This window comes from Bacillus bruguierae, from assembly GCF_037104725.1.
Lineage (GTDB): Bacteria > Bacillota > Bacilli > Bacillales > Bacillaceae_G > Bacillus_A > Bacillus_A bruguierae.
In genome coordinates, this window is record NZ_JBAWSX010000002.1 from 87242 (window position 1) to 112553 (window position 25312).

The 25312-nt window shown below is 34.3% G+C and carries 29 protein-coding genes, 4 pseudogenes and 1 riboswitch; of the genes and pseudogenes, 26 read left to right on the top strand and 7 right to left on the bottom strand.

What is annotated here, in order from left to right; all coding sequences use genetic code 11:
- Positions 1-16: 16 nt before the first annotated feature.
- Positions 17-352: a DUF3905 domain-containing protein gene (locus WAZ07_RS04545; RefSeq protein ID WP_090915272.1), complete on the bottom strand. Its 336-nt coding sequence runs from the start codon at positions 350-352 to the stop codon at positions 17-19.
- A gap of 506 nt (positions 353-858) precedes the next feature.
- On the opposite strand from WAZ07_RS04545, the gene WAZ07_RS04550 reads away from it, so the two are divergent.
- On the top strand, positions 859-1011 hold the full coding sequence (locus WAZ07_RS04550; RefSeq protein ID WP_336471507.1) for a hypothetical protein: 153 nt from the start codon (positions 859-861) through the stop codon (positions 1009-1011).
- A gap of 32 nt (positions 1012-1043) precedes the next feature.
- Here the strand turns inward: WAZ07_RS04550 and WAZ07_RS04555 are convergent, their stop codons facing one another.
- Positions 1044-2810: a B12-binding domain-containing radical SAM protein gene (locus WAZ07_RS04555; protein ID WP_336471508.1), complete on the bottom strand. Its 1767-nt coding sequence runs from the start codon at positions 2808-2810 to the stop codon at positions 1044-1046.
- A gap of 172 nt (positions 2811-2982) precedes the next feature.
- Here WAZ07_RS04555 and WAZ07_RS04560 point away from each other — a divergent pair, with 172 nt between their 5' ends.
- From WAZ07_RS04560 to cbpA, 3 genes are all read left to right on the top strand, one after another.
- Positions 2983-3105: a hypothetical protein gene (locus WAZ07_RS04560; RefSeq protein ID WP_268865079.1), complete on the top strand. Its 123-nt coding sequence runs from the start codon at positions 2983-2985 to the stop codon at positions 3103-3105.
- 155 nt (positions 3106-3260) lie between these two features.
- Positions 3261-3890 (top strand): class II aldolase/adducin family protein, encoded by a 630-nt coding sequence (locus WAZ07_RS04565; protein WP_090915280.1) that lies wholly within the window; start codon positions 3261-3263, stop codon positions 3888-3890.
- Positions 3891-4049: 159 nt separating this feature from the next.
- Complete coding sequence (gene cbpA / locus WAZ07_RS04570; protein ID WP_336471509.1) at positions 4050-4676, top strand: cyclic di-AMP binding protein CbpA; 627 nt, start codon at positions 4050-4052, stop codon at positions 4674-4676.
- Positions 4677-4702: 26 nt separating this feature from the next.
- Here the strand turns inward: cbpA and WAZ07_RS04575 are convergent, their stop codons facing one another.
- Positions 4703-5476 (bottom strand): divergent polysaccharide deacetylase family protein, encoded by a 774-nt coding sequence (locus WAZ07_RS04575; RefSeq protein ID WP_336471510.1) that lies wholly within the window; start codon positions 5474-5476, stop codon positions 4703-4705.
- A 393-nt stretch (positions 5477-5869) separates the two neighbouring features.
- Between WAZ07_RS04575 and WAZ07_RS04580 the strand changes: the two genes are divergently transcribed.
- Entirely contained in the window at positions 5870-6139 is a 270-nt protein-coding gene (locus tag WAZ07_RS04580; protein ID WP_090915285.1) for an aspartyl-phosphate phosphatase Spo0E family protein, read from the top strand.
- A gap of 24 nt (positions 6140-6163) precedes the next feature.
- Here WAZ07_RS04580 and WAZ07_RS04585 read toward each other — a convergent pair whose 3' ends face one another.
- Positions 6164-7660, bottom strand: a complete 1497-nt coding sequence (locus WAZ07_RS04585) for an ATP-binding protein (protein WP_336471511.1) — start codon at positions 7658-7660, stop codon at positions 6164-6166.
- A 151-nt stretch (positions 7661-7811) separates the two neighbouring features.
- On the opposite strand from WAZ07_RS04585, the gene WAZ07_RS04590 reads away from it, so the two are divergent.
- The 4 genes from WAZ07_RS04590 to WAZ07_RS04605 all read left to right on the top strand — a co-directional run bounded on the left by WAZ07_RS04590 (position 7812) and on the right by WAZ07_RS04605 (position 11278).
- Positions 7812-8258, top strand: coding sequence for a MarR family winged helix-turn-helix transcriptional regulator (locus WAZ07_RS04590; RefSeq protein ID WP_090915287.1), 447 nt, complete (start codon positions 7812-7814; stop codon positions 8256-8258).
- Between the two features lie 268 nt (positions 8259-8526).
- The gene (locus WAZ07_RS04595) at positions 8527-10221 is read left to right on the top strand and encodes a M3 family oligoendopeptidase (protein WP_336471512.1); all 1695 of its coding nucleotides are present in this window, start codon (positions 8527-8529) and stop codon (positions 10219-10221) included.
- Positions 10222-10363: 142 nt separating this feature from the next.
- Positions 10364-10897 carry a DinB family protein gene (locus WAZ07_RS04600; protein ID WP_090915291.1) on the top strand — a complete coding sequence of 178 codons (534 nt, stop codon included), beginning with the start codon at positions 10364-10366 and terminating at the stop codon, positions 10895-10897.
- A 264-nt stretch (positions 10898-11161) separates the two neighbouring features.
- Entirely contained in the window at positions 11162-11278 is a 117-nt protein-coding gene (locus WAZ07_RS04605) for a DUF6254 family protein (RefSeq protein WP_090915292.1), read from the top strand.
- Positions 11279-11288: 10 nt separating this feature from the next.
- Here WAZ07_RS04605 and WAZ07_RS04610 read toward each other — a convergent pair whose 3' ends face one another.
- Positions 11289-12497 carry an ATP-binding protein gene (locus tag WAZ07_RS04610; RefSeq protein WP_336471801.1) on the bottom strand — a complete coding sequence of 403 codons (1209 nt, stop codon included), beginning with the start codon at positions 12495-12497 and terminating at the stop codon, positions 11289-11291.
- Between the two features lie 233 nt (positions 12498-12730).
- A riboswitch (PreQ1 riboswitch) is annotated at positions 12731-12774 on the top strand.
- A 96-nt stretch (positions 12775-12870) separates the two neighbouring features.
- Here WAZ07_RS04610 and queC point away from each other — a divergent pair.
- From queC to queF, 4 genes are read left to right on the top strand one after another with little or no spacing between them, the layout of a single operon-like run.
- A complete protein-coding gene (queC, locus tag WAZ07_RS04615) occupies positions 12871-13533 on the top strand; it encodes a 7-cyano-7-deazaguanine synthase QueC (RefSeq protein ID WP_336471513.1) in 663 nt (220 codons plus the stop codon).
- Positions 13533-14027, top strand: coding sequence for a 6-carboxytetrahydropterin synthase QueD (queD, locus tag WAZ07_RS04620; protein ID WP_090915295.1), 495 nt, complete (start codon positions 13533-13535; stop codon positions 14025-14027). The genes queC and queD overlap by 1 nt, the downstream gene beginning before the upstream one ends.
- Positions 14020-14736, top strand: a complete 717-nt coding sequence (gene queE, locus WAZ07_RS04625) for a 7-carboxy-7-deazaguanine synthase QueE (protein WP_336471514.1) — start codon at positions 14020-14022, stop codon at positions 14734-14736. Before queD ends, queE begins: the two co-directional genes overlap by 8 nt.
- Before the next feature lie 18 nt (positions 14737-14754).
- Complete coding sequence (gene queF / locus WAZ07_RS04630) at positions 14755-15252, top strand: preQ(1) synthase (RefSeq protein ID WP_035435424.1); 498 nt, start codon at positions 14755-14757, stop codon at positions 15250-15252.
- Positions 15253-15287: 35 nt separating this feature from the next.
- On the opposite strand, the gene WAZ07_RS04635 is transcribed toward queF, so the two are convergent.
- Complete coding sequence (locus WAZ07_RS04635) at positions 15288-15473, bottom strand: YkvS family protein (RefSeq protein WP_090915300.1); 186 nt, start codon at positions 15471-15473, stop codon at positions 15288-15290.
- A gap of 211 nt (positions 15474-15684) precedes the next feature.
- Here WAZ07_RS04635 and WAZ07_RS04640 point away from each other — a divergent pair, with 211 nt between their 5' ends.
- Together WAZ07_RS04640 and WAZ07_RS04645 are read left to right on the top strand one after the other, a co-directional pair.
- Positions 15685-15843 carry a hypothetical protein gene (locus tag WAZ07_RS04640; RefSeq protein WP_336471515.1) on the top strand — a complete coding sequence of 53 codons (159 nt, stop codon included), beginning with the start codon at positions 15685-15687 and terminating at the stop codon, positions 15841-15843.
- Positions 15844-16024: 181 nt separating this feature from the next.
- Positions 16025-16624 (top strand): histidine phosphatase family protein, encoded by a 600-nt coding sequence (locus WAZ07_RS04645; RefSeq protein WP_336471516.1) that lies wholly within the window; start codon positions 16025-16027, stop codon positions 16622-16624.
- Between the two features lie 65 nt (positions 16625-16689).
- On the opposite strand, the gene WAZ07_RS04650 is transcribed toward WAZ07_RS04645, so the two are convergent.
- A complete protein-coding gene (locus WAZ07_RS04650) occupies positions 16690-17247 on the bottom strand; it encodes a GNAT family N-acetyltransferase (RefSeq protein ID WP_090915304.1) in 558 nt (185 codons plus the stop codon).
- A gap of 133 nt (positions 17248-17380) precedes the next feature.
- On the opposite strand from WAZ07_RS04650, the gene WAZ07_RS04655 reads away from it, so the two are divergent.
- From WAZ07_RS04655 to WAZ07_RS04705, 11 genes and pseudogenes are all read left to right on the top strand, one after another.
- Positions 17381-17575, top strand: coding sequence for an abortive phage infection protein (locus WAZ07_RS04655; protein ID WP_090915306.1), 195 nt, complete (start codon positions 17381-17383; stop codon positions 17573-17575).
- Between the two features lie 64 nt (positions 17576-17639).
- Positions 17640-17957: a hypothetical protein gene (locus WAZ07_RS04660; protein ID WP_336471517.1), complete on the top strand. Its 318-nt coding sequence runs from the start codon at positions 17640-17642 to the stop codon at positions 17955-17957.
- 428 nt (positions 17958-18385) lie between these two features.
- Complete coding sequence (gene nrdI / locus WAZ07_RS04665; protein WP_336471518.1) at positions 18386-18745, top strand: class Ib ribonucleoside-diphosphate reductase assembly flavoprotein NrdI; 360 nt, start codon at positions 18386-18388, stop codon at positions 18743-18745.
- Positions 18732-19496 (top strand): annotated as a pseudogene (locus WAZ07_RS04670) (ribonucleotide reductase N-terminal alpha domain-containing protein); the annotation flags it as partial. The gene nrdI and the pseudogene WAZ07_RS04670, both read left to right, overlap by 14 nt.
- Before the next feature lie 349 nt (positions 19497-19845).
- Positions 19846-20208: pseudogene (locus WAZ07_RS04675) on the top strand (ribonucleotide-diphosphate reductase subunit alpha); the annotation flags it as partial.
- 384 nt (positions 20209-20592) lie between these two features.
- Positions 20593-21543 (top strand): ribonucleotide reductase, encoded by a 951-nt coding sequence (locus WAZ07_RS04680; RefSeq protein WP_336471802.1) that lies wholly within the window; start codon positions 20593-20595, stop codon positions 21541-21543.
- A 188-nt stretch (positions 21544-21731) separates the two neighbouring features.
- Positions 21732-22310 (top strand): annotated as a pseudogene (locus WAZ07_RS04685) (ribonucleotide-diphosphate reductase subunit beta); the annotation flags it as partial.
- Between the two features lie 318 nt (positions 22311-22628).
- Positions 22629-23018 (top strand): annotated as a pseudogene (locus WAZ07_RS04690) (ribonucleotide-diphosphate reductase subunit beta); the annotation flags it as partial.
- Positions 23019-23448: 430 nt separating this feature from the next.
- A complete protein-coding gene (locus WAZ07_RS04695; RefSeq protein ID WP_336471519.1) occupies positions 23449-23838 on the top strand; it encodes a GntR family transcriptional regulator in 390 nt (129 codons plus the stop codon).
- Positions 23826-24524, top strand: a complete 699-nt coding sequence (locus WAZ07_RS04700) for an ABC transporter ATP-binding protein (protein ID WP_090915320.1) — start codon at positions 23826-23828, stop codon at positions 24522-24524. The genes WAZ07_RS04695 and WAZ07_RS04700 overlap by 13 nt, the downstream gene beginning before the upstream one ends.
- Positions 24521-25312: an ABC transporter permease gene (locus WAZ07_RS04705; protein WP_336471520.1), complete on the top strand. Its 792-nt coding sequence runs from the start codon at positions 24521-24523 to the stop codon at positions 25310-25312. Before WAZ07_RS04700 ends, WAZ07_RS04705 begins: the two co-directional genes overlap by 4 nt.

Sequence of the window (25312 nt, forward strand, 5' to 3'; positions counted from 1 at the left end):
GAATCGCTTTTCTATATTAATCATTAATACCAAACTGTGGATGCATAAAAATATCTTCTGCATCACTATTATTTTTGGATAGTAACTCTTGGTTTTCTTCAGCAATCCAACCGATATCATTAGTTGGATGTACCCATTGGTTTCCAGACATAATAGCAGGATCGATATCATCGTTCCAATGATTTAGAGGGCTATTTTCTGAGTTATATTGGCTATCGCCAATAATCACGTCATATTCATTGATGAATGGCTGTTGCATTGTGATGCCAGTTCCTTTAAACGAAGGAAAATTCATTTGATGCGGAATTGTTTCATCAAGAATCGGAGAGTCGATAGGTTGCTTTTTCTTCACATTCATCGCTCCTTGTGTATTAAAGTATCTAAACCCATTTTAATTTTTCGACATATAAGGCAGCTATGCAGAATATAGCCTCATTTGTACTCGCTTTGGCCTTTTGTTTTAAACATAGCACGTGGAAAAAACAGGCCCTGACCGCTTCTATCACGGCCAGATGATCTCGCCCATCTAAAAAAAAGGTGTTTTATGTCAGGTTTTCAACTTGTATTTATATAGAAAGGTGTATAGGCCTTCCTGTTTTATAGCATTTCCTCACATTGCGTATTCACAACTTGTTAACAGTTACCATTTATAGAGTGGGGTCTTGATGTCCATATTAGTATTACAAGCATTATATAAAATCCTCTTTCTCTTTAGGTAGGGCCGGCTATGTATAGAAGTAGTCAGGGACTTTTTCTGTCACATGCAAGGTTTAAAACAAAAAGAGAAAGCGAAGGAAATAAGTGAAACCTCCACTACTGGAAAGTTCACTTTATATAAAGAAGTAAGGAGTGTTTCGTATGGTAAAACGAAAGGTGAGTCGTAACGCAGCTGCAAAGAACAATCAAACTCCAAAAGAAAGCTTGCCAGATGCGGAATTTGCAGTAGAGTACGAAAATGAAGATGTTGCAAAATATGCAAATCGTAATTCAAAAAAAGGTAAGAAAAAATGAGGCGTTTTTACAAACGTCTCATTTTTTTATACTTAGATTGATTTTGAGAATGTGCCTTTACCGGCTGCGTATAATTCACATTGTGTCGTTTTCGGATTGTAGTAGGCAACAAGGAAAGAAGGGTTTGAAATCAGTTCACCATGCTTCATGTAATGGTGGTAATCAAATGGTATATGCTCTACAATCGTGTGTTTATACAAGTCTTTTTCCGTCAATTGAAGAACAGCAAATTTATCTCCTAGAATACTTGGTTGTTCTAAAATTCTTTTATAGTAGGCATTTACTTCTTCTTTCTTTCTTTGTTCTGTTGTCCATGATTTACGTGGGCGATATTTATGATTTTGTAAATAATCAATTGTCATTAACCCTTTAATTATATGGAGTTTTGCAGTTTTTCTTGATTGTAAAAACTGATACAGGCGTTGGAATAAATCTTCTAGTTGGTGTCCAATTCGTATCCATCCTTGTGTATCCCAATAAGAGCCAAATTCTTGAAAGAAGTCAAAAGGTGTATCAAATACATGGGATACAACATATGACACAGTGTTATCCATACGATGGGCATTCCAATATTTTTCTAATACATCTTCAACTTGTTTAATTCGAATAATATCATCAAATGATAGTATATTATTTCCAAGCATTTCATACGGTGCATTCTCCATGTATATATATTGATGATCATTTGCTCGAAGTCGAAGTCCTGTACCACGCAGCAATTTTAAAAAGCCAAGTTGTAATTCTTCTGGTCTTAAAGCAAAGACATCATTAAATGTTTTTCTGAAGGATTGATAGTCTTCTTCAGGGAGTCCTGCAATTAAGTCTAAATGTTGTGCGATTTTTTGTCCATCGCGAACCATTGTAACTGTTCTTGTCAATTTTTCGAAGTTTTGACGTCGTTTTACAAGGTCGTTTGTTTGATCATTTGTAGATTGTACACCAATCTCAAAACGGAACAAACCTGGGGGAGCGTGTGTATTTAAAAATTCAATGACCTCGGGCCTCATAATATCAGCTGTGATTTCAAATTGAAATACGGTTCCATCTACGTGTTCGTCAATTAAAAATTGAAACATTTCCATTGCGTAGCTACGGCTAATGTTAAAAGTACGATCGACGAATTTAATAATACGTGCACCATTTTGCATTAAATAGCGAATATCTTCTTTAATACGTTCACGATCGAAGTAACGGACGCCGACCTCAATAGAAGATAAACAAAATTGACAGCTAAACGGACAACCACGGCTCGTCTCGATATAGGTAATGCGTTTACTTAAATGTGGAATATCTTCTGGGAAACGATATGGAGATGGTAATTCTTTTAAATTTAGTTTTTCACGTTGTGGTTTGATTACGTAGGTACCATCATCTTTTCTAAATCCAATACCGTCAAGATTTTCAAATTGCTGTGTGCTTTGTATTTCAAATAGAAGATTTTTTACAGCCATTTCTCCTTCACCAATAATAATAAAATCAATTTCAGGAACACGTTTTAGCCAATGTGGCACATCGTATGTAACTTCTGGACCACCAACAAAAATAATAAGATTTGGATTAATCTTTTTGAGCATTTGAATGACTTCAATTGTTTCTTCGATGTTCCAAATATAACAGCTAAATCCTATTACATCCGGCTTGCGCCTATGTAAATCCGTAACGATATTCATGGCAGGATCGTTAATCGTATATTCAGCCATCTCTAAATCAAATTCAGGCTGGGCATAGGCTTTAAGATAACGAATTGCTAGATTTGTATGAATGTACTTTGCGTTTAACGTACTAATAATAATGTTCATATTTTAACCCTCAACTTTAATTTAAAATTACATTGTTTAGTATAGGCATATATATGGAAAAAAACAACATTCACAAGAAGTTGAATTTACAAAAAAAGGACACTTTTTCTCTTACTGCTCATATAATTTACCAATAGAAAAAAAGTTGGTTAAAGGAAAGAAGGGAGTAGAGGTGAAGAAAAGAGTGCATGAGAAGATCATTTTATATGCATATATACTGCGGAAATTACGCATTATTAATGAACAAGAGAAGAATGCTATGCTGCAAATTATGATAAATAAAAGAGCTCTATAATAGGGCTCTTTTTATTTGGATAAAGTTTAGGGAACACGGCAAAAGCATATTGACAAAAAGGTGTTCTCATGTGATAATTCAATTAAATTTTTCGAATTATCTAAAAATACTGCCTTTTACATAAAAATAGAAGATAACAATACGGGGGTGACAATGTGTTATTGTTTTTAAAGAAATGGAAAGAATTACGGGATATTAAGATGGAATTGGCTCTTCGCGATTGGTTTTATGGGACAAAAATTAGTTTATCGATACGTACGTCTAAAGATCCGCTTACGTTTTTAGTTAATATAGAGGGAAAAGATAAAGGTCTCTTTGTGGAAGATGATTTTATTGTAGTTAACAGTACATGTGAACCAGTATTTGCGATTGATGAGAAACCGGCTTCTGAATCATTTATGCACGCAGATATTTATAAAAAAAGTCAGGCGGAATGTATTTTACAAGTACAAACAGTTGATAGTCACTTAATGTCGGAGTTATATGGAAAAGAAGGGGAAGTAACATTTGAACAGAGGAATGTAGAACGTGTTTTTGGGAAAGAAGGCATTACAGGTATTACAATTCCAATTGTAGAAAATGAAAGTAAATTTGCAAATTTGTTAGAAGAGAGTGTGCCTTGCTTTACTAAAGGTGGTGGAGCAGTACTTGTTCACAATTATGGATTAATTGTATGGGGAACAACGCCAGAAGAAACGAAAAAATGGTTAGAGGGATTAGAGTACTTAATGAACTACCATGTAAAACTGTTAATGATTAAAGGGACAAAAAGTTCGGTGATGTAATCCTAATTCTCTTTAGGTAGAAGTACCTAAAGAGAATTAGGATTAGGTAGGAAGTAATATTAAAAAATGAAAGCGTTTTATCCCTGAAGTTTTACTCATAAAATATGGCTCTCCTTATTATATATAGATTACATGTCGTCATGTGGGGAGGAACGTATTTTGCGAGTTAAATATCATTTTCTTTCAAAGCAACAAGTTGTAACTTGCTTCGAAAATGAAGATGCGGAGCAAGCTTTAGAGATAATGGAACGAAGTGGATACAGAGCGATTCCTGTTTTAGCGGAGGACGGTAAAGCATTTAAAGGTATTATTTATAAAGTGGATGTGTTGGAGAATAAATGTAAGGAGCAAGAAGAAAGAAAAGAAAGTGTTTTTGAGCTAATGAAAAATGAGCAGGCATTTATTTTTGAACGTGATTCTTTCTTTAGAGCTTTTTATACAATTCGCAGACTACCATTTTTATCTGTACTAAATGATTATCATGAATTTATAGGTATTTTAACACATTCTAATATTTTTGATGTGATTGAAGACTCATTTGGAATGAATACCGGTGGGTATATATTAACATTAGCGAAGCATGAGTCGAAAGGAATAATTAAAGAGCTTGGCACATTATTAAAGTTGTATAATATTGGTGGATTATTTACATTAGATAATGGTGATCAATATATTAGACGTCTTATTGTTAATATTGCAGATGATTTGAATCAAAAAGAGTTAGAAAGGTTAGTGGCGAAACTAGAGAAAAAAGGTTTTCGAGTTAGTCATGTAGACCGTATTTAAAAGTAGAGAGAGGCAGAAGCCTCTCTCTATTTTTGTGAAGAAACAGGCGGAGGTGGGGATACAAGATCAGATAAAAAGATAAAATCAGCTTTTTCTTGAATTTTAGGAATATAAGATCTAATGACAGAAGATGTAATTTCACCTGGAGGACCAACGTGACCAATAGCTATCATAATAGGTTCAGTTTTTACCTTTTGCAAGAGAATATTTGCTTGTTTTGTTACGTGAGTTGAAGTATATATATCATCAAAAAATAGTTTGTTTTCTACAATAGGTACACCAATCTCTTCGCCAACTTTTTTTACAACGCTGTTCGGGCTTGTTTTACTATCTAAATAAAAGAGACCATGTTCTTTACAAACTGATAGTATAATGCGCATCACTCTTTCATCAGCAGTTACTTTTGAACCCATATGATTATTCATTCCAATTGCAAACGGAACTTCTTTAATTGCTTGTTTGATACGACTTCTAATTTCATCATCACTTAAATCAGTTGTAATAGCTTTTGGTCCAAGCCACTCTTTTTTTCCTTTTACGGGTTCCATTGGCATATGAATAATAATTTCGTGTCCTTTTTGATGAGCTGACGTTGCGTCTTGTTTTGTAGATGGAAGAAATGGCATAACTGCAACAGTTAATGGGATAGGCAGTGATAACATTTTTTCCGTTCCTTTCATATTATTTCCAAAGTCATCAATGACAATCGCTACTTTATTTGTGTGAGCATAGGCTGGTACAGAAAAAGTTACGATTGGCAGTAGTGCGGTAAGGAAAAAGATAATCATATATTTTCGCATGTAAAATTCTCCCTTCATATAATACAAAGCATCCATAAATAGTTGGGGTTTTCATCCACTGACGATTAATTGAACCAATCGGGTTCGTTAGTACGGGATAAATGATAATCTACTGTTATCGTTTACGTTTTGAATGAATTTAAACGCACAAAATGTCGAAAGTAAAATTGTGAAAAAGCGGGAATTCTCTGTTTGATTGGACTTTTTGTTAAAATAAAACAAAAAAAATGTCTATTATTGCGAATGTATTTACAAAGATAGAATAATTTGTAATAATTCTCAAGGTGAGGATAAAGATTTGTAAATTATAGGGAGAAAATGTTTAATTTTCTGAACGTTCGTATTTAATAGGAATAAAATACAGATTATGAAAGGATATCGAGGGGGATACGCATGTTTGTAGCAAAAAGGAAATCTACAATGGACAAGCTTTTGTATGATATTCATGTGAAGCGCGAAGAAATGATCCATTTAGGGCTTACAAGTGGATTTAATAGCTTGGAGACAATTCAAGTAAGTCAAGAATTGGATAAGCTTATTGTGAAATATCAAAGTTACAAAGAGAACAGGGTGTCGAAATGGTTTTTCATGATAAAAACATCATTCTTTAAAGTGACACACAATGAGAAAGCGAATGCGTTTTGGACAACATTTATGAAGTAATCATCCCGTATGAAAATGGGATGATTACTGTGAATGGAGCGGGAGTATAATGTATACTGTTGTTCCTATATTTTCTGTACTTTCAATTGTAATTTGACCATTATACATTTCAATAATTCTTTTGCATACGACAAGTCCTAGTCCCGTTCCTGTATCTTTGTTTGTGAAAAATGGATGAAAAATACGTTTTTGGATATGTTTCGGAATTCCTTTTCCTGTGTCTATAATCTGTAATTGTGCCATACTTTCATTTGCTTCGACTGTAATAGTCAATGTATCATCTGATGACATTGCTTCAAAAGCATTTTTTGTAATATTTAAAATAACTTGTTTAATATGATCGCTTGAACAGCGAATAGGAAGTGGATTTTCAGACATATCTATGTAAAGTTGTACGTTATGTAAATTTGCCTCGGATTGAATAATTAATGAAACTGCTTTTACAATGTCTCTTAAATCGTATGTTTTTTCAATAATAGCAGTTGGTTTTCCAAGGATAAGGAATTCACTGACAATTTCGTTAATCCTTTCGATTTCTTGTTCAATAACGGAAAAATAAAATTGATCTTTTTCATTTGTGTGTGTTTCTTTTAAAAGAGTAACAAGTCCTTTAATGCCTGTAAGAGGATTACGGATTTCATGAGCTGTACTTGCAGCGAAGGAACCAACTAATTCTAGTTTTTGTACTTCATTTTGTTTTCTTTCCAATTTTGTTTGCCTTTTTAGAAGAATGTATTTTATAACTAAAAATAAAATATTCATAAGAAATAATATTATTAAACAGCCCATAAAGACGTTACGATATAAAACGTTTTGTTGAATAGGTAATGGATAAATAGAAACGCTCCACGGTAATCTTGTTAATGGAATAGTAATTTGTTGTGTGTTTTTGGGGGCGAATTTAGGATTATTATCGTGTAAAAATGTAATTCCATACTTATCCAATACTTCAAAGTGATATTTTGGTTTAATTGCATTTAAAGACGTTGCAATGTAGTCAGACCGTAGGGTTGCTAATAGCAGTCCGGAAACATCTTTGTTTTTATTGAAAACAGGAGTGGCAATCACAATCACTTTATGTCCAGAAGCACGGTCTGTAATTGCAGATGAAACTGTCGTCTGTTTATTTTTTAAAGTTTCTTTTGCATAAGAACGATCAGTAATATCGATAGAATCTTTTAATCCCAATGATGATAATGTAACTTTAAGATCTGTATTTGCATAATACAGGCCGGAAAAACGTTCGTCGCTTTCATCTGTACTATGGAGAACTTGTTGTATTTCATTATCATTTTGCGATTTTGCGCTAATAACCATCGCAAGCATTTCTAATGCAGATGTTGCTTCTCCTAGATAACGATCTAAGTAGTCTCTATATAAAAATACGACTGTATGAGCTGCTTGTTTATTTTCTTTTTCCATTTTATATTTTTGGTGTAAAAACAAGATAGAGCTAATACAAAGGGTTGGCAATATAACAAGTAAAATATATAAAAATGTGTTACGTAGTTTTACGTTCAAAATTGCTGCTCCTTTTGTTTTTATTTTCATTATATATAAACATTCTCAAATGTGTAGTGTTTTTATTGTTTTTTGTTGTAATATGTTGAAGCATGACAGTATTTTTTATGATTTTTATTTGAAAAGAAATTTAGTAAAGGATGGAAGTGTTATGACATCTCAGTATGAAGGAGAAGATGTTTCTAAATCGTTAAAAGTATTTATTGCTTTATCACGCGTACAACGCTCTGTTATGGATATTGCCAATAAGTCTATTCAAAGCAATGGACTAAATCCAACTGAGTTTGCTGTACTAGAACTGTTATACCATAAGGGAACTCAACCATTGCAGCAAATTGGGGAAAGAATTTTAATTGCAAGCGGTAGTATTACATATGTTGTTGATAAATTAGAGAAAAAGGGACTTGTTGAGCGAAAACCTTGCCATAATGACCGTCGTGTAATTTATGCTCATTTAACAGAACTAGGAATACAATTAATTTCGAGTATTTTTCCAAACCATGAGCAAGTCATTCATGAATCATTTCACATGCTAACAAAGGATGAAAAGGATCAACTATTAATGTTGTTAAAAAAGATAGGGAAATATGAGAAATAATAAAAAACTTTGAATGTATTTCAAAGTTTTTTATTTATCCCGCTATTCGTGGGCAGTAAGACCTCTATATAGGTACAAATTGAAAAACTGACATAAAATCGCCTCTCTAGTTGGGAGGAAGTATTTGGTCATGCATAGCAGCAACTTATATGTAGAAAAATCAAAAAGGATTTCTATATCTTAAGATTTAGAGAGAATAAAGGGAATTTACGAAATATATGGAATTATAGTAAGTGGATGTTTTTTAGAAAAGAAAGGGGTTATTTCTATGTCGTTTGAAAATTATGAATACAAGCGTCCAAATATGGATGAAGTGAAGAACAGGTTTACAGAGACTTTACAGCAGTTTAAGAAGGCTAAAGCATTGGAAGAACAAAAAGAAATAATTGCACAGATTAATGCAATTCGTAATGATTTTAGCACTATGTATAACATATGTTATATTCGTCATAGTGTAGATACAATGGATGAATTCTATAAAGAAGAGCAAGATTTCTTTGATGAATATTCACCAATTGTGAAAGGCTATGTGACAAAATATTACGAGGCATTAACACAATCTCCATTTCGAAAACAGTTAGAAGAATATTATGGTATACAGTTATTTGCACTTGCAGAGGCTGAAATGAAAACATACTCTGATGAAGTATTAGCAGATTTGCAGTTAGAAAACAAATTGTCTTCTGGATACACACAGTTATTAGCAGCAGCTAAAATTCCGTTTGAAGGAGAAGAACGAACGCTTTCACAACTTGCTCCGTTTATGGAGAACAGAGATCGTAATATGCGTAAACAAGCAAGTGAAGCATATTATGGATTTTTAGCAGAGCATGAAGAAGAATTAGACCGTATTTATGATGAACTTGTAAAAGTAAGAACGACAATTGCGAAGAAACTTGGTTTTAATAATTTTGTTGAGCTTGGATATGCAAGAATGTATCGTACAGACTACAATTCAGAGATGGTTGCGAATTTCCGCAAACAAGTACTCGATTATATTGTTCCCGTTGCAAGTGAACTTAGACAAAAGCAACAGGCTCGTATTGGAGTAGAGAAGCTTGCTTATTATGATGAGAACTTTGAATATCCATCTGGTAATGCAGTGCCAAAAGGTGATGCAGATTGGATTGTGAATCATGGCAAAACGATGTATAGAGAACTGTCAGAAGAAACAAATACATTTTTTAATTTTATGTTAGAAAATAATTTACTAGATCTTGTTGCTAAAAAAGGAAAAGCTGGCGGAGGCTATTGTACATATATTGAAAACTATAAAGCACCGTTTATTTTCTCAAATTTTAATGGAACGTCTGGTGACATTGATGTGTTAACACATGAAGCAGGACATGCTTTCCAAGTATATGAAAGCCGCCACTATGAAATTCCAGAATATAACTGGCCGACATATGAGGCGTGTGAAATTCATTCTATGAGTATGGAATTTTTCACATGGCCATGGATGAAATTATTCTTTGAAGAAGATGTAGAGAAATATTATTTCTCACATTTAAGTTCAGCATTGCTATTTTTACCGTATGGTGTATCTGTTGATGAATTCCAGCATTTTGTATATGAACATCCAGAAGCATCACCAGCTGAGCGAAAAGCAGCGTGGCGTAACATTGAAAGAAAGTATTTACCACATCGTGATTATGAAGAAAATGATTATTTAGAGCGCGGTGGCTTTTGGCAACGCCAAGCACATATTTATAACTCACCATTTTATTACATTGACTATACGTTAGCACAAATTTGTGCATTCCAATTTTGGAAACGTTCTAGAGAGAATCGTCAAGAGGCATGGGAAGATTATGTTCATCTTTGCCGTCAAGGCGGTAGTAAATCATTTTTACAATTAGTTGAAGTAGCAAATTTGACATCACCATTTGCTGATGGGTGTGTGAAAGGTGTAATCGATGAGATTCATGCTTGGTTGAACGGAGTAGATGACACAAAATTGTAAAAAATATTCATTATTTTTTATGGATTTACAATCGACAATTATTGGGAAAAATGAGATAATAAAAGAAAATTTAGAATAATTAAACGAAGAGGTGTTTCTTGAAAAGAAGCGCCTCTTTTTAACCAAATAAGGGGGGAGAAATATGATGCAATCTTATGCAAATATGAATATGGAAACGTTGCTACATGGAATGGCATCTACGAGACAGATGCTTTTATCAGAAATTGAAATGTTAACAGATACAGAAATTAATACGAAGCCGCGCCGTGATAAATGGAGCATTATGCAAGTGTTACATCATCTTCATCTTGTTGAACAATCTGTTACATCTGCTATAGTATATGCGCTTCATAAAACTGAAAGAAAAGTTGTTCCACCAAAAGACCTTCAAGCTACACTCGATCGAACAAGAAAGAGAGAAGCCCCTCAACAAATGCAACCAACAGAGACATTAATGAAAAAAGCACAAATGCTGCAATTGCTGCAAAGTTCAAGAGAAAAGCTTTTACATGTTCTGCATAGTATTGTAAATGAAAAAGAACTATTTGAAAAATCGCTCAAACATCCTATATTTGATGAGCTTAATTTATATCAGTGGGTACAATTCTTAGACTTACATGAACAGCGTCATCTGACACAGTTAAAAGAAGCAAAACATGCAATTTTGCAAAGATAAAGTGAAACTTCCATCAGTGGTGTTCTGATGGTTAGTAGAACCAATCGGGCATTTACGGGCAGTTATCCTCACCTATCTTCTTTGTTTCTCTCTGAATATTGGTGAGGGTCATACTGCCCACGAATAGCGGGATAAAGTAAAATGTCCATCAGTTGATTTACTAGCTGATGGATTTTTTATAGTTTTTTACACCACTTAGTATATGTATATTCTTACTTCATATGTTGGAACATATATAAGGACATCTTACAAGGAGTTGAAATAATGGGAAATAAAAAACGGGAGCAAGAACGACAATGGAAGGCACGAAAAGAACATCAGCAGCCGCATGGGAAAGTGAAGACTTTTGCAGAACTTGTGGATGAAACGAAAAAAACGTAATGCAGTTGCATTACGTTTTTTTCGCTAAGGGAAATGTAAGAAGAAAAGTTGTTCCGATGTTCCTTTTGCTAGAAATGTCAATTTTTCCATTCATTGCTTTTATAACACTAAAGACAACCATCATTCCAAGGCCTGTTCCCTTCTCTTTTGTGGAGTAAAAAGGGGAACCAAGGCGTTTTATTTGTTCATTGCTCATACCGATTCCGGTATCTTGAATATGTAATTGGATGTGTTTATTAGCAGGTGTTAAGGTAAATGTAAGATCCCCGCCGTTTGGCATTGCTTCAATACAGTTTTTTAGAATGTTTAAAAGACATTGGTTGAGCTTTTGTTTTTCTCCTATTATATAAAATGTTTTACTTTGTTTCGTATAATGAATACGAACGTTAGAAAGGTTTGCTAATGGTGTCATGAGCGTAAGTGCATGGAGCAACTCTTCCTCTAACTGTAATATTTGTACTTTTTCAATACTTGGTTTTGCGAATGTTAAGTAGTCTGTTAATACATGATTTGCTTGATCAATACCACGCATAGCAATATCTAAATATAACAGTTGTTCTTGTTCTGAATAGTTTTTTGATTGTAGCAATTGAAGAAATCCCCTTGTTGATGTAAGAGGGTTTCGAATTTCATGTGAAATAGAAGCAGCCATCTCACCGATAAGTTGAAATTTTTCGGCGTTCACAAGTTCTTTTGCAAGACGGACTTGTGATTGTAATACGTCCAGTAAGTATAAAATTAAAATTGTTCCCATAATTGTGCATAACTCATATGTAACCATATAAGATGTATAGTCCTTTGGATTTGGAACGATAGATAAAAAATAGGGAATCCAACCAATGCCGTATATTAGGCTGTAAAAAAAAGCTAAATACATTTTTGTTTTGATTTTCCCTTTTATATATATTTTGTATGTTGTAATGAGAAAAATGTACAAAGTGAGAGATGCAATAAAAGAAGGTATGAGGCCGCCTCCGCCAATAAAAAAACGATAAAGGTTCATAACACCTAAAATTGCACCACCTGCTACTGGTCCTCCAGATAATGTTCCGACAATGAGCACAATATGTCGTAAGTCAAATTGAAAACCGTAATCAACTTTTGCAGCAAACGACATACAGACAATAGCGGTAATGCTGCAAGAGAGAATAAATACAAACGAATTAAGCTTTGGAGAACGATTTCCTTTTTCGCTCCAAAATAAATGATAAATCAACATTGTAACTAGAATAAATAATATATTTAAGAAGAGGTACATAATAAAAAGCTTCAGCTTTAAAACCTCCTTGTAGCGAAAAATAAAGGTCTGGTATATAAAATTATCATACTATTAATATGGAAGAAAATGAAATATTATTTTTAGAAAAAACAGAAAAAATAGACGTTTTTCACTCATATACTTGGTATGTTACAATGTAAGATGAAAGTTAAAGAAGACAATCCATGCATAGCATGGGAGAGGTTCGCGAACTCCCTCTATAAAAAACTAAGAAGAGAACAATGTCCTTTTTGATATTGTTTTGTTTTTTTTAGTATGACAGTTCAAGAACGCTCTTTCTTCTTCGAATCGAAAAAAGAGGAGAATGAGTGAAATGAAAAAGGAAAAAGCAGTTGTTGTTTTTAGTGGTGGTCAAGATAGTACAACATGTTTATTTTGGGCACTTGAACAGTTTGAAGAAGTAGAAACAGTGACGTTTAATTATAATCAACGTCATAAGTTCGAAATTGACTGTGCGGCAGAAATTACAAAAGAATTAGGTGTGAAGCATACTGTACTTGATATGAGCTTGTTAAATCAGCTGGCTCCTAATGCGTTAACGCGTACAGATATGGAAATTACACATGAAGATGGTGAGTTGCCGTCGACATTTGTCGATGGACGTAATTTATTGTTTTTATCGTTTGCAGCTGTGTTAGCTAAACAAGTAGGGGCACGTCATATTGTAACCGGTGTGTGTGAAACAGACTTTAGCGGCTATCCAGATTGTCGTGATGTATTTGTGAAATCGTTAAACGTTACACTAAATTTATCGATGGATTATCCATTCGTTATTCATACACCACTTATGTGGATTGATAAAGCGGAAACGTGGAAATTAGCAGACGAACTTGGGGCATTCGAATTTGTCCGTGAAAAGACGTTAACTTGTTATAACGGAATTATTGGTGATGGTTGCGGTGAATGTCCAGCGTGTCAGCTTCGTAAAGCAGGACTTGATAAATATGTACAAGAGCGTGAAGGAGCGAAAGCATAATGACACAAGACTTTTTTGGATTTCGCATTGTTGAAAATTTGCAAAAAATAGATCAAGACATTGAGCGTAAGCAACTAAAGTATCATAATAAGCGTGTGATGGTTAGTAAAGAATTTACGTTTGATGCTGCACATCACCTGCACTGTTATGAAGGGAAATGTAAAAACCTTCATGGCCATACGTATAAAGTAATTTTTGGAATTAGTGGTTATGTGAATGAAATTGGCCTAGCGATTGATTTTGGTGATATAAAAGAAATTTGGAAAAATGAAATTGAAATATATTTAGATCATCGTTACTTAAATGAAACACTTCCAGCTATGAATACAACTGCTGAAAATATGGTTGTATGGATTTTTGAGAAAATGGAAGAGGCACTAACAAAAGGTGATCGACAAAATGAATATAAAGGGGCACGTGTGGAATTTGTGCGCTTATTTGAAACACCAACAAGCTATGCAGAAGTAAGACGGGAGTGGATGATGGGTGAGTAACATTCCTGTGTTAGAAATTTTTGGACCGACAATTCAAGGAGAAGGAATGGTAGTTGGCCAAAAAACAATGTTTGTTCGCACAGCAGGTTGTGATTATAGTTGTGCATGGTGTGATTCTGCATTTACATGGGACGGTTCTGCGAAAGAGCAAATTCGTCAAATGTCGCCGAAAGAAATTTTTTCTGAGCTTGTCCAAATTGGCGGTGAAAATTTCTCACATGTAACGATTTCAGGTGGGAACCCTGCGCTGTTGAAGCATTTAGGAGAATTGATTTCTTTATTAAAAAAGAACGGAATTCGTACAGCAATTGAAACGCAAGGAAGTAAATGGCAAGATTGGTTGCTTCATATAGATGAGGTGACAATCTCGCCGAAGCCGCCGAGTTCAAAGATGACAACGAATTTTGTTATGTTAGATTCAATCATTGATAAGTTAGACGGAAAAGAGTTTAGCTTAAAAGTGGTTGTATTTGATGATCAAGATTTTGTATATGCAAAAGAAGTGCATGAACGTTATCCACACATTCCGTTTTTCTTACAAGTTGGAAATGATGATACGAAGACGACGGATGATGCTTCATTAATTCAGCGCCTTCTTATGAAATATGAGTGGCTTATTGATAAAGCTGTGCAATGTAAGGAAATGAATGATGCAAAAGTATTACCGCAGCTCCACGCTTTAGTGTGGGGAAATAAACGCGGTGTATAAGTGAAGGGAGATTTTTAGATGACTGGAAGAAAAGATGAAGATTTAAAAGATGTAACATTACTAGGAAATCAAAATACAAAATATTTATTTGAATATAGCCCAGAAATTTTAGAGACATTTGATAATAATCATCCGAATCGTGATTATTTTGTAAAATTTAATTGTCCAGAGTTTACAAGTTTATGCCCGAAAACAGGCCAACCAGATTTTGCGACAATTTATATTAGTTATATTCCAGAACAAAAAATGGTAGAGAGTAAATCTTTAAAGTTATATTTATTTAGTTTCCGCAACCATGGAGATTTCCATGAAGACTGTATGAATGTAATTATGAATGACTTAATTAAGCTAATGGATCCACGTTATATTGAAGTATGGGGCAAGTTTACACCACGCGGTGGTATTTCTATTGACCCATATTGTAACTATGGGCGTCCAGGTACAAAATATGAAAAAATGGCTGAATATCGTTTAATGAATCATGATTTATATCCAGAAACAGTAGATAATCGTTAAGAAAAGAGGGGGCTTGCCCCCTCTTTTCTAGTATTCTATGTATGTTGCGTAATAATTGTATAGTTTTTATGATTGACAACAGTAAGAGGTTCCATATCTAGCTCTCTAAAATTATCCATAATTGTTATATCAACGATAACGGAGTTTTTATTTACTTTTTGAACGCGCCCTTGTAAACCGTTTTTAAATTCAATGATATCTCCAGCTTCTGCGATTTTCATAAGCAACTCTCCTTGTTACATTTTTACGAAAAAGAGAACAAGATTCGTTCTTTTTGTATTTCCCTTTATTTTGAACGATATTTTCTCATTTGTAAATGTTTCCATGATATTTTTTTGAAAAAAATACTAATTTTTCACAATTGATTTATAGTAAGAATCGCATATTTATTGTAAGGTGAATATAAGAGCATCCTGAAACGGAGACGATAATATGGTATTTGAGATTGTAGGAAGCTTTATAGCTATTGTGTTGTTTTTATTTGCATATACGAAATTAAAAATGATTCGTGAACATGAAACATACATATACTATGAGGGCGTTGATAGCGTTCCTTCTTTTTCTAGTCATGAAGATGGAAGTGCTGAATGATATAAGTGTGTTTCTATATAAATCCAAATTGAAAAATCGACATAGAAACCCTCTTTCTTTTTAGGCGGGCGAGAGCATCTGGCTATACATAGAGGCGGTCAGGGCCTAGGAGGCAAGACAAAGATGGCCAAAAATTAAAATGGATTTATATAAGGAAAATGTTGAACGGAGAGTGAGAAAGATGCAAATTTCTTTCATACGTCATGGAAGCTCTAGTGTTCAAAAGAAAGCGATTACAGTACAAGAATTTCAAGAATGGCTACAAAGATACGAGCATGAAGATATTATGAGAGAAGTAGAAATTCCAATTGAAGCAATTGAAGTGGTTGAATCTTCTAAATTTATTGTATCGAGTGATCAGAAAAAAGCTGTTCAATCAGCAACGATGTTGACTAACAATGTTATTTTTATGCAGAACTCCCTTTTTCGCGAAGCTGCCGTTCCTTCTATTTTACCTGTTCCGAAATGGATAAAGTGTAAGCCGGAAGTATGGATGTTTTTGAGCCGAGCATTTTGGATGATTGGTTATTCGAGGGATGTTGAATCTTACTTAGAAGTACAGAGAAGAGCGAAGCAAGCGGCCGATGTGTTAGTTGGATATGCAAATGTATATCAGCGAGTTACGCTTATTGGGCACAGTTATTTTAATGCGATGATTGGTAAAGAGTTAAGTACGCGGGGATGGCGTGGACCACTGCTATTTCATAATAAACCGTGGGGGTGTACAATTTATACGTTTCATGAAGTGACAGAAGGAAATGTGTTTGTAACGTATACATAAAGTGTAATAGGTGTAATACATATAATACAAAGGCACAATTATCAAATAATAATTGTGCCTTTGTATTATATATGTTTAACTAAATGAGCATATGGTTCGCCTACAAGCATAAGTGTGTTATCTTGTGTATAGCCGAGTTTTTTATAAAGAGAAAATGCAGGTTTGTTTTCTAAGTTTACTAGTAAAGAAATTTTGTCATGCCCTTCTTCTTGAGCGTGTGTTTCAGCAGCAAGAATTAAATTTGAACCGATACCTTGTCCGCCATATGTAGATGAAACAGATAGAGTATCAATATAATATTCATCTTCTTCTGCTTCTTTTTCTAATATAATAGAAGAATCTTGTTTAATGTCTCGTAACCGTTTCACAATTGGGGCATCTAGTTTAGTTGCGACACTTCCGTGGTAGGCTACAATAATACCAACAGCCTTTCCATTTCGTTCTTCAACAAAACAATTTTCATAACTGAGTCGGTTTTGCTTTTTCGTAAACCAATATTCTAAACCTTCTAGAACTTCTGTTTCATTTGTGCTACCTGTTAATTTTTCAGCAATTTCATGCAGTGCGTTGTACAATAAAGGAGATATTGCGTTAGCATCTGTTTGTTTTGCTTTCCGAATCATGTTATCCCTCCTAGTGTCCATTTTATTGTATCATAAGAGTTAGCATGATACGAAATGATTTGCTGTATTAGGAGTGAATTGGATATATTTAAAAGTGGTCGTAAAGTAAAAATACGACAGAAAGGTGATTAGCGTGGATAAACAACAAGTAAATATGATTTTAGATCAGCTTAAAAATAAAGAAATAGAAGAATATGTTGTGTCAAAAGAAGTGTTTTATACATTTCGCCAAGTTTTAGTAGAACGAGAAGATTTTAAACATTTTCGAGGTAACGCACAGCACGGTGGGAAAATCATTTATACATATATGGAAACGCCGCGCTCATAAGGAAAAGAATTGCTTATTAAAAAGCTTGCTAAGAGTCGGATAACGAGAAAGGAGAGGAGTTTATTTGGGAGAGTTTAAGCAAGGAATACTTCCACACTGGGACTGTTTTTGGAAAGATGAGAAAGGAAGGAAATTTGTTGGAATGGTTATGTTTCCCGAAAAGCGAAAGCGAATGAAGGAAATCATAGGGCAATTAAAAATAGCATATGAACAAGAACAAATTGTGCTTGTAGTCGCAAAACTTCAAAACTCTATTCAAAAAGTTAAAGGTACGATTGCGTATTTCGATGAAGAATCACCTGTTTTTACGATGCAATGTAAAGATGAGAGTTTCTATCATATTTTTTTGAGCGATATCGTGCGCGTACAAACGTTTAATTAAAACAGCAGCATGTTTAAACGTGCACTAAAAAAGGGGAATTGAAAGTTTTAACTTATATATAGAAAAAATGTGTAACCGGTTTCGAACAGTTTCTAATAGGGAAACTGTTCGTTTTTTTATGACAAATGAGCAATAGTTTTCGCATGCATGTTTCTTTTTTTGACAATTTGATACGATGAACTTTTTTGGAAATGTGGGTAAATCCGTTGACAACTTTTTTGAAATACACTTTATTGACATGTGTTTTAGAATGTTGTTTCATATTCTTTGTATTGAAAAAAGATCGGCCTTTTTTGTCGAAAAAACAAATTTTTAAAAAGAAAGAAATTATACATATATCTTGTGTCCTTTTTTAAAAAGTAATACAATATATAGAGAATTCATCAAGAACGAACATGATGTAAAAAGATGTAAAAGGAGGGTCGGAGATGTTAATTGCATATGATTCTATGACAGGAAACGTGAAGCGTTTCATTCACAAATTAAATATGCCGGCCGTTCAAATTAATGAAAATCTCGTATTAGATGAAGAATATGTCCTTATTACGTATACAACAGGTTTTGGAAATGTACCGGAACGTGTTTTGGAATTTTTAGAACGTAATCATGAACGCTTAAAAGGAGTAGCTGCAAGCGGAAATCGCAATTGGGGAGATATGTTTGGGGCAAGTGCAGACAAGATTGCAACGAGATATGAGGTGCCGATTGTATCAAAATTTGAGTTATCTGGAACAAATAAAGATGTAGAATTTTTTAAAGAGAGGGTGCTGGAGATTGCGACACATTGAATTGAATAATGAGATCACGCAAATGCAGGACGGGTTCTATCAGCTTCACAAAGATAAAGAGGCACTAGCAGTCTTTATGGAAGAGGCGAAAGAGAATACCGTTCATTTTGATAGCGTGGCTGAACGCATCGAGTATATGTTAGAGCATGATTACTACTATGATGTGTTAAGTGAATATAAGATAGACGAGGTGGAAGCTGTATATGATATCACATACGGCGAAAAGTTCGAGTTTCAATCTTATATGGCAGCATCTAAGTTTTATAAAGATTACGCGTTAAAAACGAATGATCAAAAACAATACTTAGAAAGTTATCCTGATCGCGTGGCAATTGTATCGTTATATTTAGGACGAGGAAACGTCCAGAAGGCGAAGCAATTCGCGAGTATGATCGTAAAACAAAACTATCAACCAGCGACACCAACCTTTTTAAATGCAGGAAGAAGCAGAAGAGGAGAAATGGTGTCTTGTTTCTTGTTAGAGATGGATGACAGCTTAAACTCGATTGGGTTTAATATTAATACTGCGATGCAGTTATCAAAAATCGGTGGCGGCGTAGCGCTCAACTTGAGCAAACTACGAGCACGCGGTGAACAAATTAAAGGTATCGAGAACGCAGCAAGTGGTGTTGTACCAGTTATGAAATTACTTGAAGATTCGTTTTCGTATGCGAATCAGTTGGGGCAACGAAAAGGTGCAGGAGCTGTATATTTAAATATTTTCCATTGGGATATTATTGAGTTTTTGGATTAATTGGTAGTCCCTCTATACAGTAATGTATATGAGAAAACCTTGTGAACCTAGCCATTAGGGTGTCGCATTAGCGGCTAACGGTATCAGTTGAATAAGGAGTAGAGAAAAAGCTCACGAAGAAGCTGACTAAGAGAGCCTACGGTCCATTATAAGTGGATAGCAGGTAATACCGTGCCAAGCTTGTTAGAAGTGCTTATCTAGCAAGAAGGTGTAGAGACTATCGAACGCACGTCAGTAGACGAAAGCAAGTAGAGTAGGCTGGAGATAGGCACCAGTCGAAGTGCAAGGCAGCCAGTTACAGGTTGATGATATAGTCCAACCTTCATAGAAATATGAAGACGCGTTGACCAAAAAAATAAATGCCGACGAGAAGAGCCGTATTCAGTCTCTTTCCATCGGAATTATCGTTCCAAGCAAATTCTTTGAGCTTGCTGAGAAAAACGAACCATTCCATGTTTTCGCACCTTATACAGTGTATAAAGAGTACGGAAAACATTTAGATGATATCGACATTGATGAAATGTATGACGAACTGATGAGTAATCCAAATATCAAGAAGAAACAGCTTGATATTAGCACGCGCGATATGCTCATTAAAATTGCAATGATTCAGCTTGAGTCTGGTTATCCATACTTAATGTTTAAATCAAATGCGAATAAGCAGCATCCGTTAAAGGGTATTGGAACTGTGAAGATGTCGAACTTGTGTTAACTATGTAGCACCTTCTAGTAGAAATACTAGTCGAAAACTCCGTTAAACGGGGAAAGCCTCAAAAATGAGGTAACCTACCGTGCTAAATCTTATCTTAGAGTAAGTTATTGTATTCAGAGGGTATCTTATCGTTTTGTATAGGTACAATTAAAAAATAGACAGCATGAAATGATAAGAGACTTTCTGAAAAAATAAGATAAGTAAAAGCCTAACGACTATCCCATATGGGAGTAGAGCGCAAGCAATTGGCGTTCGAAAAGCGGAGCACCTAATCAGGTTATGCTGTAGGTGATGATATAGTCTGTCCTGTATGGTGACATACAGCAGTTGTGTAAGCAACGGGCTGAGAGTAGCGACCTCAGTTGAACATTCGAGACTGAAATCTTCCAGTTACAAGAAACATCTGAAATTAATGATTATGGTACAGATGATATTATTCGTCGTGATATTAACTGTAACTTAGGGTCATTAAATATCGTGAACGTAATGGAGAATAAAGAAATACGTGAAGCGGTTCATGCGGGAATGGAAGCTTTAACAGCTGTTTCTGATATGACAATTATTCCGAACGCACCGACTGTGAAAAAAGCAAATGAGGAGCTTCATTCTGTCGGTCTTGGAGCAATGAACTTACACGGTTATTTGGCGAAAAATAAAATTGCTTATGAAAGTGCAGAAGCGAAAGAGTTTGCTCGTACATTCTTTATGATGCTAAATTACTACTCCATTGAAAAAAGTATGGAAATTGCAAAAGAGAAAGGTGAAACCTTTAAAGACTTTGAAAAGTCAGATTATGCAAATGGCACATACTTTGAGAAGTATGAAACAACGGATTATAGTCCGGTAACTGAGAAAGTACAGCAATTATTTGAAGGAATTCATGTTCCAACAAAAGAAGATTGGACAAACTTAAAAGAACAAGTACAGAAGCATGGTTTATATAATTCATATAGATTAGCAATTGCTCCGACACAATCGATTAGTTACGTGCAGAATGCGACATCATCAGTAATGCCAATCGTAAGCCAAATTGAATCAAGAACGTACGCAAATGCAACGACATATTATCCAATGCCGTATTTATCAAAAGATACGTTCTGGTACTATAAATCTTCTTATGATATGAATCAGTTTAAGCTCATTGATTTAATTGCAGAAATTCAAGAGCATATTGACCAAGGGATTAGTACAATCCTGTATGTAAATAGTGATATTTCTACTCGTGAATTAGCACGTTACTATATTTATGCTCATAAAAAAGGATTAAAGAGCTTGTACTACACAAGAACACGTAAATTAAGTGTGGAAGAGTGTGTAGCCTGCACAGTATAATGTATTCTTTTAGTAGAAGAGCATACAATTGATATTTATCATATAAAACAGCATGAGCAGGGTTAGAAAAATCCTGCTCATGCTTAGTTATGAAATTTACGTTCTAACGTGCGGTTAGATTTTCATTATGAAATGGAAGTTTTACCGCACGTTAGAACGATGCAACAATATAATAAAGGGGCGATTCAATGCGCGCGGTAAACTGGAACAAGAAAGAAGACGATTTTAGTTTAATGTTTTGGAAGCAAAACATCGCTCAGTTTTGGACAGAAGAGGAGATCGCTGTTTCTTCTGACAAAAATACGTGGGTGCAGTTATCTAAGGAAGAACAAATTGCTTATAAGCGTGTACTTGGAGGATTAACACTTCTAGATACAAAGCAAGGCGGCGAGGGAATGCCGCTAATTCTTGTGCATCTTGAAAACTTACAAGCAAAAAGTGTTCTTGCGTTCATGGGTGCTATGGAAGAAGTGCATGCGAAAAGTTACAGTCATATTTTTACAACACTCGCAAGTGAAGAAGAAATTGATGAAATTTTTGAATGGGTAGATACTCATCCATTACTTGAGAAAAAATCAAGTATCATTACAAATTACTACCGTCGTTTATTACAGCCTCAAGTAACGAAAAAAGAGCTATACATGGCAATGGTAGCAAGTGTATTTTTAGAAAGCTACTTGTTCTATAGTGGATTCTTCTATCCGCTGTATTTAGCAGGGCAAGGAAAATTAACGGCGAGCGGTGAAATCATTAATCTCATTATCCGTAAAACATTTGCGGCTCTATCTAGCAATAGATAGTAGAAAATCCCTCTAATTGCTGGGATACCCTGTAGTTAATTGGTGGTTATTGGTTCTTTAAAAGGAATCAGTAAATGAAGCAAGTTAGCTAGGGCAATCAGCAGCGAAGCCTTTAGATAATCTAAAGGAACGTTCAACGACTAGGTGAAAACCGTAGGGCACAAGCGATAGGTGCTCGAAATGGGGGACATCCTATATGGATGGTGATATAGTCTGTACTTACTGGTAACAGTAAGCTGCTTGTAAAAGCGGTACAAGAGTAGCGACCTTGTATGAACATGTTAGGATGAGAGTATCCACGGCGTATTCGTCGGTATTTTAGCACAGCAAGTTTTTGCAGAGCTTTCTGCCGAAGAACAACAAGAAGTACAAAAAGAAACACAAGAGTTATTGATAGAACTGTATGAAATTGAAACTGCATATACAGACGAAATTTATACATCTATCGGCCTTGTGGAAGAGGTAAATCGTTTTGTTCGTTACAATGCGAATAAAGGATTAATGAATTTAGGGTTAGAACCGCACTTTGAAGAAGAAGAAATTAATCCAATTGTGTTAAATGGCTTACGTACGGATACGAAAAACCATGACTTTTTCTCTGTAAAAGGGAATGGTTATGTAAAAGCAACAAATGTTGAAAAACTATCAGATGATGATTTTGTATTTAACTTTTAATAAGATGAGTGCTCTATATGTATAGGGCGCTCTTTTTTTTATGGAAAATAAGTTTACATAACATTGTTATTTCGTCTGATGTTGCTGATGATATTTTATGAAGAGCAATTATATATAAATCCAACTTGACTTTCCAACACACAAGTTGCCGCCACGCTGAACAAAAAATAACCTGCTACTTTCTTTCTCTCTTTGTTTGAAACTTTGCACGTGGCAGAAAAAGGCCCTGACCGCTTCTACGCATGGCCAGACGCTCTCGACTATCTAAAAAGAAAAGGGGTTTATGTCAGGTTTTTAATTTGTATTTATATATTAGGGGATATAAATGTTAATTTTTAAGATAATGTCAAATATATTCCAAATAAACATTTACATTTTTTGTGTCATAGTGTACTATTTGATTAGTACACTATGACATTAGGAGGAAGAAATGAAAATTGAATTTTCTCCAAACATCCCTATTTACATTCAGGTGATGGAATACATAAAAAAGGAAATTGCAACAGGTCATTTAGCGCCTGGTAGTAAAATTCCCTCTGTACGTGAATTAGCGGGAGAGCTACAAGTGAATCCGAATACAATTCAACGTACATTTCAAGAGCTAGAACGCGAGGGTATCGTTGTGACGCGTAGAGGAATGGGAAGATATGTAGCAACTGAAGGAGAGAAAATTATGGAGCTGCGAAAGGATATGGCAAAAGAGTTGCTTCATGCCTTTATAAATGGAATGAACAACTTAGGGTTTTCAGAAGAGGAAATGTTGTCCATTCTTTATTCTTCATTAGAAGAAAAAAAGGGAGAGAACAGATGCGAGAATTAGTAAAAATAGAAAATCTATGGAAACGTTACGATTTAAAAGCTGTTATTAGAGACGTAAACATAACGATAACAGAAGGAAAAATTATTGGTCTTGTTGGAGATAATGGCAGCGGGAAAACGACGTTGCTGAAAATGATTGTCGGTTTACAGCATCCTTCTCAAGGAGATATTTTCATTGCTGGTAAGAAGGTAAATCGAGAAACGAAAAATATTGTTTCATTCATGTCTGACCGTCCGATATTTGAAGACTGGATGACTGTAAAAGATGCTTTATTTTTTTATCGTGATTTTTATGAAGATTTTGATATTCAAAAAGCGGTGGATACAATTGCGAAATTGAAAATTCCATTAGAAGAAAAAATTAATGCTTTATCAAAAGGAATGGTAGAAAAACTACAGCTTATTTTAACCTTTTCAAGGAATGCAAAACTATATGTACTAGATGAGCCGCTGGGCGGAATTGATCTCGTCTCACGGGAGCATGTACTAGAGTTAATTCTTCAATTTTATCGCGAGGATTGTACAATTTTAATTTCTACTCATTTAATTAGTGAAATTGAAAACTTGTTTGATGAAGTGATTTTCTTAAAAGATGGGGAGATTGTTTTATATGAAAATGTAGAAGATCTTCGTTTTCAAAGAGGAAAAGCAATACACGAGTTGTTCAAGGAGGTTTTTGGACAATGAATCCACTTCTTCATTATTTATATAACTGTAATAAAAAGAAAATATGGGCTATTTACGTAGGATTTATTACGATTTCACTTATTCTTTTATTTAATTTTATGGGTTCTGCTAAGCATATGACCCCAACAAAACAAGATATAATATTAGTTTTGTTTATATTATTATTTAGCATAACAGTATTTTCTATTAGTTTAATAGTAATCTTATCTTTTCGAAGAATGTTAAAAAATTCTATGATTCGTTATACAGCTATTCCTACTAAAAAATATATATGTGCCAACCTATTGTTTTTTACGATAATGTTTATTTTGCTGTCTGTAATAGCTTTAGGATTTGTTCATTTTTTTTCTTTAGATATTTACGGGAAAAATACAAATGGAGAGTTTCAACGAGCGATACAATACTTTTATAAATTTGGGTTGCTGCATCATTTCTTTTCTATCTTTTTATTGATTATAGATTTAACGAATTTTTTGGCTTCTGTATATTTCATAATTGTAATTATAAAACTCTTTAAAGTGAACTCCGTATTAAATAAGGTATTATTTTTCTTTTTTTTCGTAATTCTTGGGTGGGCTCAATTCTCTATAACTGAATTTTTACAAAAAATAGATAAGCATGCATTTTACACAAAAAGTATTAGATTGATGGATAAAAATGGTTTTTTCGAAACGTCATTTTATTTTAATGAAGGGTCAAGTATTTCGTATGTATGCTTTACTTTGTTATCGACCGTTCTCTTCATATTTATAACATCCTACATTATCGACAAAAAATTAGAAGTTTAA